Origin of the sequence: Streptomyces sp. NPDC004126, assembly GCF_050275515.1 — a bacterium.
Classification (GTDB): Bacteria; Actinomycetota; Actinomycetes; order Streptomycetales; family Streptomycetaceae; genus Streptomyces.
On record NZ_JBNNPF010000074.1, the window covers coordinates 20,832 to 33,019 of the forward strand.

The following is a 12,188-nucleotide window of genomic DNA, read 5'->3' on the forward strand; positions in this document are numbered from 1 at the left end:
CGACCTGCCCAACTGTCCACCGGCCCAGTGGTTATCGCCCGTCACCCGAGCGGCCCAACGGATCACGCCCGGCCGACGCGGTCGTGCCCGCGGGCGCATCCTTCTCCTCATGACAGACGAACCGATGCCGGAACTCGCCCGGATCGCGGATCCCCGTGAGGTCACCCCCGGACTCCGCGCCGAGCTGGTCGACTGCTGGATCGCCGTCACCAACTCCGGCGGCGCCGCGGGCTTCCCCTTCCCTCCCGTCCGCGAGGACGTCGTCGCGCCGGCCGTGGACGCGCTCGTCGCCCGCCTCCACCCCCACGGCGGCCGCCTCGTCCTCGCGAGGACCGGCGGCGCGCTCGCCGGATGGGTCGCCCTCCACCGCGACCCCCACCGCCTCGTGGGCCACTGGGGCACGGTGCACCACCTCCAGACCCGCCCCGGACTCCGCGGCCGCGGGATCGGCTCCGCCCTCATGCGCGAGCTGCGCAGGGCCGCCCGGGAGGAACTCGGACTCGAACAGCTCCACCTCGCCGCGCGGGGCGGCGAGGGGCTGGAGGAGTTCTACGCACGCCTCGGCTGGCGCGAGGTCGGACGCTGGCCCGGAGCCCTGCGCCTGGCGCCCGAGGACACCCGCGACGAGGTCCTCATGCTCCTCGCCCCCCTCTGACCCCGCTGGACGCCGCGCCCCGGCCGCCCGGTCAGGCCTCCGGGGTCGGGGCCACGGCGCCGCCCCCGGTCCGGACCGCGCGCAGGGCGGCCGTGTGGAGGGTGCCGGGGTCGCCGTGGGCCACGGGGCTGCCGGTGAGCGTGTACCACTCGTCCGCGTCCGTGTACTGGATGTCGAAGCGGACCTTGCCGTCCGCCCCGCCGGTGGTGCGCAGCGTGAGCGGGCCCGTGATGACGCCGACCTCGTCGGTCATGGCGCCGCCGGGACCCGCGAGGACCTCGTCCTGCCACTGCCGGGGAGCGGTCATGAGGCGCAGGTGTCGATCATGGTGGTGAGCATGGCCCTCTCGGCTTCGGTGACGGTCAGGCCGTAGTGGGACTTCACGGTGGTCCAGGCCCGCCCGTACTGGCACCAGCTCGCCTTGTCCGGCGGCTGCCACAGGTCGGGGCTCTGGTCGCCCTTGGAGCGGTTGGACGCGGCCGAGACGGCCAGCAGCTGCGGCCGCGTCAGGTCGTTGGCGAAGGCCTTGCGCTTCGCGGCGTCCCACCCGGAGGCGCCGGAGCGCCAGGCCTCGGCCAGCGGCACCATGTGGTCGATGTCCAGCTTCGAGGCCTCGTTGACCGCGACGCCGTCGTACAGGCTCTTCCAGCGTCCCGACACGGCGCGGCACTCGGAGTCCTGGGTGACGTCCGCCCCGTCGCGCCGCAGGACCGTCTCGCGCGTGTCGCACTTGTTGCCCTGCTCGGCCCAGTGCGTGAACTTGTCCCGGCTGTACCCGGCCATCGTGCCGGGCTTGCCGGTGGTCAGCGAGGCGAGCTGGGTCCGGGCGACGGCCGCGCCGACCATCCCCGGCAGCACGTCCCCGGAGGCCGGCTTGGCGTCGCCCGCGGACGGGGGCGGCGCGGGCGTCGACGCCTGCGCGGAGGGGCCGGTGCCGGCCGGTTTCCGCGGCGGTTTGCCGTCCCCGGAGCTCCCCGCCCCTGCGCACCCGCTCACGCCGAGCAGCAGCGCCACGGCCACCACCCCGCCGCGCACACCTGTGTGACGATCCATGACCCCACCCCGGACGAGACGCTTCGCGAACTGACCCGGGAAGACTACCCATAACCGGACATCCAACCACGCACCGGTCCCGTCAGCCCGTCAGCCCGTGCGGCCCGGCAGCAGCCCGCTGTTCATCGCCACGACGACCGCGCGCGTGCGGTCGCCGACGTCGAGCTTCGCGAATATCCGCAGGAGGTGGGTCTTCACCGTGGCCTCTCCGATGAACAGGCGCCGGCCGATCTCCGCGTTGGACAGCCCGTCGGCGACCGCGCCCAGCACCTCGGCCTCGCGCGCCGTCAGTGCCACCGGGACCGGTCGGCGCATCCGGGCCACGAGCCTCTGCGCGACGCGCGGGGCGAGGACGGTCTCGCCCCGGGCGGCCGCGTGGATGGCCTCGACCAGCTGGTCGCGGGTGGCGTCCTTGAGGAGGTAGCCGGTCGCCCCCGCCTCGACGGCGCGCTCGATGTCCGCGTCGGTGTCGTACGTCGTCAGGATGAGGACCCGGGTCCGTGCGCCGCCGCCGACGATCCCGAGCGTCGCACCCACACCGTCCAGGACCGGCATCCGCAGGTCGAGGAGGGCCAGGTCCGGGTCGAGCCGTTCCACGAGGCGTACGGCCTCGCGGCCGTCCGCCGCCTCGCCGACGACGTCGACGGTGGGCTCGGAGGCCAGCAGTGCGACGAGTCCGGCGCGCATCACCGTGTGGTCGTCGGCGAGGACGACGCGCAGCCGGCGCTCCTGTGGCGTGGTCTTCGTCGTGGGCACAGTCGTCATGTCACACCTGACCGTTCATGGGGATCACGGCGAGGATCCGGGTGCCGTCGCCGACCGAGCTGGTGACCGTGAGATCGCCGCCGAACTCGGCGAGGCGCCTGCGCATCCCGTCGAGTCCGAAGCCGTGGGACTCCCCGACCACGAACCCCCGTCCGTCGTCGGTGATCTCCAGTTCCACACCGCCCTGGTGGCCCGCCAGGACGACGCCCACCGTGGAGGCGTGCGCGTGCTTGCGCACGTTGGCCAGGGACTCCTGCGTCAACCGCAGCAGGGCGATCCGCGTCGGCTGGTCGCACGCGATGTCCGCCAGCTCCGCCGTGACGGTGAGTCCGGTGTCCTCGGCGAACCGGTCCAGCGTGCGGCGCAGCGTCGTCGCGACCGATCCCGGGGCGACGCCGCTGCGGGGGGCCGCGCCCACGAGGACGCGGGCCTCGGCGAGGTTCTCCCGGGCGGTCTGCTCGATGGACCGGAGCTGCTGGGCGCTTCTGGCGGGGTCCGCGGCGAGCGCGGACCGGGCCGCCTCGGCCAGCACGACGATGGAGGCGAACCCCTGGGCCAGGGTGTCGTGGATCTCCCGGGCGAGGCGCTCGCGCTCCTCGGCGGCGCCCTGGCGCTGGTACGCCTCGACCAGCTCCTGCTGCGCCGTCCTCAAGTCCGCCCGCAGCCGGGCCCGTTCGTCGCGCAGCGCCAGGGCCCGCGGTGTCACCGCCGAGATCAGGACGCCCACCGCGAACACCGCCAGGGAGGAGATGGTGTTGGTGGTCAGGACCTCGGCGCTCCAGCCCTCCCGCAGGGTGCCGCCGACGGTGATCGCCACCGCGCCGAGACCGGTGGACAGGACCGCTGCCCCGAGGGTGTCCGCGAAGACGACGAACTGGGCGAGCGTCACGGTGTAGAAGACGCCCAGTCCGTCGCCGACGTAGGAGAGGCCTCCCAGCACCGCCACCAGCAGCCACAGGTAGCCGTGCGGGCGGAGCACCGGGTTGCCGGGCCGGAAGCGCACGAGCGCGTAACCGAGGGCGAGGACGGCCACCAGGGCCGGCATCCCGTGGCTCGTCCTCGGGGGAGCGTCCCCCACCAGGGTGATCAGGGTGACCAGGGCGATGAGCGCCCAGGACAGTCCCTCCCACCCGTGGAGCGCCCAGATCCAGAACGGGTCACCGCGCCGGGGTCGTTGCAGCATGATCGTCAGACTACGCGCCGCGCCGGGGCCACCAGGCCCGTTCGCCGAGGAGCAGCAGCACCGAGGGCAGGATCATCATCCTGATGACCACGGCGTCCAGCAGGACCGCGACCGCCAGGCAGAAGCCCATCTGCTTCATCTCGGTCAGGTGGAGGAAGACGAAGGCCGCGAACACCGTGACCATCACCGCGGCCGCGCTCGTCACCACCTTCGCCGACCGGCTTATCCCTTCCAGCACGGCCGCCCGGGCCGTCATCCCGCCGTCCACCGCCTCCTTGATCCGGCTGACCACGAACACCTGGTAGTCCATCGACAGCCCGAAGAGGATCACGAACAGGAAGAGCGGCACGCGCGACGCGATCGCGCCCAGGGAATCGAAGTCCAGCAGCCCCTCCGCCCAGGTCCCCTGGAACACCAGGACCAGCGCGCCGAGCGCGGCGGCGGCGGACAGCAGGTTGAGGAGGACACCGATCAGCGCGATCACCACGGAGCGGAAGGCCCACGCGCTCATCACGAAGGTCAGCAACAAGAGGAACCCGACGACCAGCGGCAGTTTGCCGCTCTCGTGCCGCACGTAGTCCCGGCCGCGGGCCACGTCACCGCTCACCGCGGTCTCCACACCGGGCAGCGCGCCGACCGTGGCGGGCAGGTACACCGTGCGGAGACGGCCGAGCGACTCGACGGCCGGGCCGGAGGGCGCCGGATGCGGGACGGCCAGTTCGAGCACGCTGGTCCGGCCGTCCGCCGAGGTGCGCACCGGGGGCTCGCCGCCGCGGTCGAAGAGCGGATCCGCCTGGGCCCGCCGGGCCAGGTCCGCCAGAGCCTGCCGCACCTGCGGGGCACGGTCCGGGGCGGAGCGGACGACGACCTCGTGCCTGACCAGGAGTTCCGGGAACCGCTCGGTCAGCCGGTCGTAGACCCGCATCGCCGGGATGCCGCGGGAGAAGGTGTCCTTGCCCGGGTCGATGAGCTTCATCCCGAGCGCGGGCGCCGCAGCGGCGAGCATGAGCAGCACGGACACGCACAGGGTGGCCGCGGGACGCCTGCGCGCCGGGCGCAGCAGGGCGGTGAACACCCTGCCGTTCTCCGGCCCCGCCGGCTTCGTGCGGACCGGCACGCCCCGGGCGGCCCGCCGGGCGGCGGCCCTGGCGGCACGGCGCTCGGTGCGCCGGCCGATCGTCACCAGCAGCGCGGGGAGGACGGTCAGCGAGCTGGCGACGGCGACCGCCACGACCAGGATGGTGCCCGTCGCCAGGGAGGAGAAGATGACGTCCGAGGCCAGGTAGAGCGTGGCGGTGGAGACGATCACCGCGAGACCGGAGACCACGATGGCCCGGCCGGCGGTGGCCCCCGCGAGGTCCACCAGGGCCTCGGGGCCGAGCCGGCCCCCGGCACGGGCCCGTTCCTCGCGTTCCCGCTTGAGGTAGAAGAGCGTGTAGTCGACGCCCACGGCCAGGCCGATGAGCAGGATCATGTTCGTCCCCACCCCGGGATCGGGGAGCAGGTGGGAGGCCGTCATGGCCAGTCCCGCGGCGGCGGCGATCGAGGAGAGCGCCAGCAGCAGCGGCACGCCGGCCATCACCACCGACCCGAAGACGAGCAGCAGGACGACGAGCGTGACGGGCAGGGTGATGCGTTCCGAGAGGGCGAGGTCCTCACCGCGCTGGTCGTTGACGCCCTTGCTGATGGAGGGCGATCCGGTCTCCTCGACGACCAGGTCCGGGTGGCCGGCCGCGACCGCCGCCGTCCGCTCCAGGAGCGGGGCGACGTTCTTCCTGCCGTCCAGCTCCGCGCCCTTGAGGACCACGGCCACCCGCAGGGCGGTGCCGTCCCGCGAGCGGACCGGCGCCGCCACCCGGTCCACCTCGGGCAGCCCGGCCAGCCGGTCGGTGAGCTCGCGCACCGCGGAACCGGCCGCCGCCTCGTCCAGCGGACCGGACTTCGCGCGGACCAGGACGTGCTCGGTGGGCCGGCGCTGGAGACCGGCTCCGGTCGCCATCGACTCGGCGCGCCCCGCCTCCCCGACCCAGAAGTCCTCGGTGGTGGCCGCGTTGCTTCCGGTGGCGATGCCGGCGCCGAGGCACAGGACGACGAACAGGAACCACCCCGTGATCGCGCTCCACGGGTGTCGGGCGCTCCAACGGGCTATGCGTACAGGGCGATTTCTCATGTCCCCGATGCTCGTCCGCGGGGGTGCCGCCCCGGCAGCCCCGCCCGGTGGAACCCCGTGTCCACCGGTCGGTGGACACGGGGCGGGTCCCGCACCGTGCGTCGGGCGCCGCGCCGGTCAGGCCCAGGAGGCGGCCACCAGCGAGCGGTGGGCGGCCTCCAGGTGCGCCGACGCCGCCAGCCAGGCCCAGGCGTAGCCCTCCGACGAGGCCTCGGTGAGCCGGCCGAAGGCGTCGCGGGGGCGGCGCCCGGCCTCCGCCACGAGCGCACCGGCCAGGTCGGCCGCCGCCGCGAACCCGGCCCGGCGCAGCGGTCCGTACGCCGCGAGCGGCTCCGGACCCCGGCCGGTCTCCGCCACCGCCCGGCGGCCGCCGGCCACGCCCGTCTCCAGCAGCCGGCGCACCCGCCACAGCGGCGAGTCGCCCACCGCGTCCGGCCCGGGCTCCCCGTCGGCCGCCGGCCCGGCCGGGGCCCCGCCCTCCGGGAAGTGGCTGCCCTGGAGCCGGTCGTAGCCCAGGTCGGCCCGGTCGCGCCACTCCGCCGGCAGCCGCAGCGTGTACTGCGCCCCGGGCACCGGCCCCACGGAGAGGGGGCTCAGGGTGGCGGCCCGGTCGGGGTCGGGGCGGCCCAGGACGCGCACGGCCAGCCCCGGATGCCCGGCCAGGCGCCGCAGGTTGGCGGTGTGCGCCAGCTCCGGGTGCGGGTGCGCCGGACGCAGCCGCAGCAGCGGTGCCTCCGCGCGCCGCTCCCGCACCAGCAGGTGCTCGCCGGCCGCGCCGACGACCTGGACGTCGCAGCCCAGCAGGCCCGGTTCGGCGTCCCGCGCCAGCAGTTCCCGTACGGCTTCGGCCGCCGGCCGGGCGAACAGCGCGGCGAGCGGCTCCTCGTCCCAGGCCGCGCCCGGCGCCGGCACCGCCCGGACCCCGCGCCCGGCACCGAGCCGCCCGTCCGCGGAGACCGTCGCCCCGGTGATGCGCAGCCCCGCGCGCGCCAGCCCCGCGTGGTCGAGGGCGGCTCCGCCCAGGGCCACGGAGGCCGCGCCCGCACCCCGGGCGCGGGCGAGCCCGCCGGGCCGGACGTCCGACAGGGTGTAGCGGGCGCCGTCCGTACCGAGGAGGTGGGTGACCACGCCGCCGTAGCCGGTCGCGGTCAGCACGGGCTCCCGGCACAGGCCGTGGACGCGCAGGCCGCCGCCGGCCTCGTAGGCGCGCCGGCCACCGCCGGTCAGCCCGGGCCCGCCCGTCCCGGAGGCCAGCAGCGCGGCGGTGCGCAGCAGTTCCGAGAAGGCGGCGGCCAGGTCGGCGAGCCGCTGGCCGGCCCGGCGCTCCCGGGCGGCCCGCAGTCCCCGTACCACGCGCAGCGCGGCGGCCTCCGCGCGCGGCAGCCCGGCGAGCCGTGCGGTGTGCGCGGCACGCAGCAGTTCGGCCTGGACCACCGCGCCCCCGGCGACGACCCCGGCGGCCAGGGCCTCGGCCGACACGGCCCACAGCGCGGCCCCGGCCCGCACCTGGGCCGGCGTCGGCGGCACGACGGCGTCCCGGCCCGCGTCCCCGGAGCCCGAACCGGCCCCGGCCCCGGCCGCGGCCGCCGGGGCGGCGGCCTCCGGCGGGGAACCCGGCGTCGCGGCCGGCCCCGGCACCCGCGCGGGAGCCTCCCCCTCGGGCAGCGCGCCCGACTCCGCCCCGGCACCGTCCCGTTCACCGGGTCCCTCCCCGGCCAGGGGCTCGGCCAGCGGCGCCGCCCCCAGGACCGCCGCCCGGTGCAGGCAGCGCGGTGCCAGCAGGCAGCCGCAGACGGCCTGTCCGGCGTCCGTGACCGCCCCCGACGGCCCCGGCCGCAGGGTGACCACCGCGTCCTCGCCGAAGCGGAAGACGACGGCCCCGTCCGCGCCGGCGCCCTCCGGGCAGCCCTCGATCGCGGCGTCCAGCTTCTTGCGCAGCCGGGCGCTCAGGTTCTCCACCGCGTCCGCGACCACCTCGGCGGTGACGGGCGGCAACAGCTGACTGCTCATCGGGGCTCCCCACGGAGTCGGTCGCCCACCCAGCGGGCCAGGGCGAGAGGGCTGAGCGCGGCCACCGGCATCCCGGCGGCGACGAGTTGCCGCGCCACCGGCACCGAGTAGCGGGGCGCGCCCGAGTCGTCGAGCGCGGCGCAGCCCAGCAGATGGGCGCCGGACGCCGCCAGCGCCCGCACCTCGGCGAGCAGCCCCCCGAGCGGGGCGCCCTCCTCGAAGTCGCTGACCACGACGACCAGGGTGCGGCTCGGCACCGTGATCAGGCTCCGGGCGTGCGCGAGGCCCGCGGCGATGTGCGTGCCGCCGCCGACCCGGACCTCCAGCAGCAGCGAGAGGGGGTCGTCGACGCGCCCGCTGAGGTCCACGACCTGGGTGGAGAAGGCGAGGAAGTGCGTGGACAGGGTCGGCACCCCGCCCAGCACCGCCGCCGTCAGCGCCGACCAGACCACGGACGCCTCCATGGACCCGGAGACGTCCACCACCAGGATCAGCCGCCAGTCCGCCTCCTTCGACGTCCGCGTGCTGAACACCGGACGCTCCGGGACCACCACCACCCGGCCGTCGTCGAGGCGCCGCGTGTGCGCCAGGTTGGCCCGCAGGGTCCGCGCCAGGTCGAGCGGGCCGCCCGGCCGGCGGGTCGGACGCGGGGTGGCCACGCCCGACAGGGCCGGGCGCAGCCGGGTGGCGAGCTCCTTGGCCAGCTCGTCGACGAGCCGCCGCACCAGCGGCCGCAGCCGGGCCAGGTGCGCCTCGGACATGCCGCCGGCCAGCGAGAGCACCGAGGACAGCAGCTCCACGGAGGGGCGTACCGCCGCCGGGTCGAGCTGGGCCAGCACATCGGTGCGGCCCGCCCCGGCCGCGTCGGCGAGCACCTCCTCGCGCACGTCGGCGCCGAACAGGGACTCCAGTTCCGCCGACCACTCCCGGGCCGTCGGGAAGGAGGCCTCGTCCCCGCCGCCGGAGCCGGGCCGGCCCACGTCCGCGGAGCCCTCCCCGCGGCCGGCGCCGTACAGCTCGTCCAGCGCCCGGGCGTAGGGCCGGGCGCCGGCCGGGAGCCGGTCGCGTTGGCGGCCCAGCAGCAGCCGCCACCGGTCGGCGGGCGCCAGCCGCCGCTCCTCCCCGGCCGGCCGGGCGGGGAGCGCGGGCGCCGTCCCGCCGGCGGGCACCGGGACGCCGGCCGCGTCCGGCGGGCCGCCGGGCAGCGGCAGCTCCTTCAGCGCGGCCAGCCCGGCCGCGTCGGCGGCGGCCCACAGGGCGAGCAGCGCGGGCGGCGCGTCCAGCGCGAGGTCGACGCGGTCGCCGAGCCGCTCGGTGACGGTGTCGAGCAGCCGCTCCCGGGCGGCAGGGGTGAGCACGTCGAACCCGGCGCGCAGCGCGGGCAGCCGCTCCAGGAACGCCGCGTCGTCCAGCGAGTCCACCCGGTCCAGCAGCGGGGCGAGGGCCGCCGGGGAGGCGTCCAGCAGCGGCCCGGCGGCGGTGAGCAGCCCGGTGAGGCGGCGGGCCAGCGCCCGCCGCCCGTCGGGGGTGGCCGCCCCGTCCACCCAGGCGGCGGCGCGGGAGCCGAGCTCGTCCGCCGGGTCCAGGTCGAGCAGCACCCGTACGGCGAGGGCCGCACCGCGCATCAAGGGGCCCGCGCCGGAGGCGAGTTCGGCGAGGGCGGCGTCCATGCGCAGCCCCAGCCGGCGGGCGGCGGCCCGGTCGGCGAGGGCCACGAGGGCGCCCGCGTCGGCGGGGTCGTCGCTGCCGGCGAGGCCGGGCAGGGACCGCAGCGCCGCGTCGAGCAGCTCGCCGGCCAGCTCCCCGGCGACGGCCCGGGCCCCGTCCCCGGCGCCGGGCAGGTGGCCGCGGCGCAGCCCCTCCAGCAGGTCCACGGCCTCCAGGAGTTCCGGCACGGTGGCGGTGTCCGGCAGTACGGCCGCCATCTCCTCCAGTCGTACGCCGACCAGTTCGGGCAGGTCGCAGCGCGCGGCCGCGTCGAGCCCGGCCAGCACCTGGGCCGCCGTCGGGCCGCCTTCGGCCGCCTGGCGGCGCGCGGTGTCGCGCAGCGTCCCGGCGGCCGCCTGGGCGGCGCTCACGCCGCGGACCCCCGCCAGGTCGAGGCGGGCCGGGACGGCCGGGGTCCAGGCCAGCCGCCACTTGCTCCCCAGGGCGGTGCCGTCGCCGGTGGCGGCCGTGCCCAGGGGCTCCCCGTAGGAGGCCCCGCAGACCAGCAGCCGCCGCAGCAGCACCTCCCGGCGCCCGTCGAGTTCGGAGCGCAGGGGGTCCAGGCGGACCTCCCGCGGCTCCGGTTCCCCGGGACACGGCAGCCGCAGCGCGGCCAGTTCCGCCTCCACGGAGGGGCCGAGCCCGGAACGCGGGGCGTGCGGCGTGGTCCGGCCGCGGCCCGTGCCGACGAACACGGCCTCCAGGGCGCGGGCCAGCGCCCGCCCCCGGCCCAGGGGTTCGCCCTGCCCGAGCACCGTGGTGACGGCCTCCAGCAGTTCGCCGCGGCCGGGTGCGGGCAGCCCCCGCAGCACCGCCAGGTCGCAGGCCAGCCGCAGCGTCTCGGCGGCCTCCCCGGTGCCGGCCGTGTGCCCGGCACGGCGCAGCTCCCGGCACAGCCGGGTCAGGGCGGCAGCGGCCGCCTCCCGCAGGCGGCCGGGGTCCCCGCCCGCCTCGAACACGGCCTGCTGCCACAGCGGGTCCCGGATCCCGGCGGGATAACCGGAGCGCGAGTCGAGCAGATCATGGGAATACGCCACGAACGAGGTCACGAACCCGCCCTCCCCACCCCCACCCCCGGCCCCGACTCCGGGCTCGGCACCGGCTCCGGCGTCCGGCCCCGCGTGAGCAACAAGGGCGGGGGCGTGGAAGGCGCCGATCACCGCGGCGACCCGGCGGTCGGCGTACCGCGCGAGCACGCCCCGCATGTGGGACTCCCGCGCCAGGTCCACGGCCGCCACCGCACCCGCGTCGGCCCGCAGCGCCCAGCCGACGCCGAGCGCGGCGCGGCGTACGGCCTCGGGGGAGCAGCCCGGGGCCAGGACCTCGACGGCCCGGTCCCACAGGTCGTCCCCTTCGCGCCCGGTCCCCGAGGCGGCGAGCGCGCCGGCGTAGGACCGGCCCCCCGACGGCACGGGGACGGCCGGCGCGGCCTCCGGCGTCCAGCCCCGGTCGGACAGCGGCAGGTCGCAGCAGACGACCTCCACGCCGCGCCCGTACGCCCAGCGGATCGCCGCCAGTTCGGGGGAGAAGTCCGCGAACGGGTAGAAGGCGAGGCGGCCTCCGTCCCCCAGGCCCGCCAGGGCCACCGGCGCCACGGTCTCCGGGTCGGCCAGGTGGGGCAGCCACGGCCCGAACTCGGCCGGCAGCTCCACGCAGACGACCTCGGGGTCCGCCGCCTCCAGCAGCGCGGGCACCACCGCGGCCAGCGCGGGACTGTGGTGGCGCACCCCCAGCAGGTACGGCTCGCGGCAGGCGGCCAGCTCCTCCACCGCCGCCCGCGGTTCGGCGGTGAGCGTCAACGCAGGCTCCCGCGCAGGTCCCACAGCCGGCGCCAGGTCGCCGAACCGTCCTCGGCGCGGCGCCGGACCGGGCCGTCCCAGTAGCCCAGCAGCCGCCCGTGGTCGGCGGGGTCGTCCTTGCGCACCACGCCCAGCAGGTGCCCCGGCAGCAGGTCCAGCACGTCACCGCCCGGCAGGTACGCGGCGGACACCCCCAGGGAGGCGGCCACTTGGACGGCCTCGGCGGTGGACATGACCGTGCCGGGCCGCTCCACGTCCCAGCCCTCGGCGCTGCGCCCCGAGCGCAGGTCCCGGAAGACGGTGACGAGCGCGTCGAGGACGGAGTCGTCGACCCCGAAGGCGGCGCCGGCGCGCTGGACGGCGGCGACGGCCTGCCGCCGGATCAGCGCCGTCTCGGCGTCCGGGTCGGCGATCGGGCCGACGGTCTCGAAGTTGAAGCGCCTCTTGAGGGCGGCGGACATCTCCGAGACGCCGCGGTCGCGCAGGTTGGCGGTGGCGATGACGGTGAAGCCGGGGGCGGCCGGGACCACCGCGTCCTCGGTGGCGGTCAGTTCGGGCACGCTGACCCGCCGGTCGGACAGGATCGACACGAGCGCGTCCTGCACCTCCGGCAGGCAGCGGGTGATCTCCTCGACCCGCGCCACCCGGCCCGTCCGCATCGCGGAGAGCACCGGGGAGTCGACCAGGGCCTGCGGGGTGGGCCCCTGGGCGAGCAGCAGCGCGTAGTTCCAGCCGTAGCGGAAGGCGTCCTCGGTGGTGCCGGCGGTGCCCTGGACGGTGAGCTCGCTGGTGCCGCACACGGCGGCCGAGAGCAGCTCGGACAGCATCGACTTGGCGGTGCCCGGC

9 protein-coding genes are annotated in these 12,188 nt (G+C 77.0%); 1 reads left to right on the plus strand and 8 read right to left on the minus strand.

Annotated elements, in window-relative coordinates; translation table 11 throughout:
- Positions 1–109 precede the first annotated feature (109 nt).
- Positions 110–655, plus strand: coding sequence for an N-acetyltransferase family protein (locus tag ACQKM2_RS37515; protein WP_427717837.1), 546 nt, complete (start codon positions 110–112; stop codon positions 653–655).
- Between the two features lie 31 nt (positions 656–686).
- Here the strand turns inward: ACQKM2_RS37515 and ACQKM2_RS37520 are convergent, their stop codons facing one another.
- The 8 genes from ACQKM2_RS37520 to ACQKM2_RS37555 form a co-directional block, all read right to left on the minus strand.
- Positions 687–962, minus strand: a complete 276-nt coding sequence (locus tag ACQKM2_RS37520; RefSeq protein WP_427717840.1) for a hypothetical protein — start codon at positions 960–962, stop codon at positions 687–689.
- Entirely contained in the window at positions 959–1,708 is a 750-nt protein-coding gene (locus tag ACQKM2_RS37525) for an HNH endonuclease family protein (RefSeq protein ID WP_427717842.1), read from the minus strand. Before ACQKM2_RS37525 ends, ACQKM2_RS37520 begins: the two co-directional genes overlap by 4 nt.
- 90 nt (positions 1,709–1,798) lie before the next feature.
- Positions 1,799–2,473, minus strand: a complete 675-nt coding sequence (locus tag ACQKM2_RS37530) for a response regulator (protein WP_427717844.1) — start codon at positions 2,471–2,473, stop codon at positions 1,799–1,801.
- Between the two features lies 1 nt (position 2,474).
- Complete coding sequence (locus tag ACQKM2_RS37535) at positions 2,475–3,656, minus strand: sensor histidine kinase (RefSeq protein WP_427717847.1); 1,182 nt, start codon at positions 3,654–3,656, stop codon at positions 2,475–2,477.
- 10 nt (positions 3,657–3,666) lie between these two features.
- Positions 3,667–5,826: an MMPL family transporter gene (locus ACQKM2_RS37540; protein ID WP_427717849.1), complete on the minus strand. Its 2,160-nt coding sequence runs from the start codon at positions 5,824–5,826 to the stop codon at positions 3,667–3,669.
- Positions 5,827–5,943: 117 nt separating this feature from the next.
- The gene (locus tag ACQKM2_RS37545) at positions 5,944–7,836 is read right to left on the minus strand and encodes a hypothetical protein (RefSeq protein ID WP_427717851.1); all 1,893 of its coding nucleotides are present in this window, start codon (positions 7,834–7,836) and stop codon (positions 5,944–5,946) included.
- The gene (locus ACQKM2_RS37550; protein WP_427717854.1) at positions 7,833–11,342 is read right to left on the minus strand and encodes a DUF5682 family protein; all 3,510 of its coding nucleotides are present in this window, start codon (positions 11,340–11,342) and stop codon (positions 7,833–7,835) included. Before ACQKM2_RS37550 ends, ACQKM2_RS37545 begins: the two co-directional genes overlap by 4 nt.
- Positions 11,339–12,188: ATP-binding protein (locus ACQKM2_RS37555; protein ID WP_427717856.1), on the minus strand; the 850-nt coding region annotated here is incomplete at its 5' end. The genes ACQKM2_RS37550 and ACQKM2_RS37555, both read right to left, overlap by 4 nt.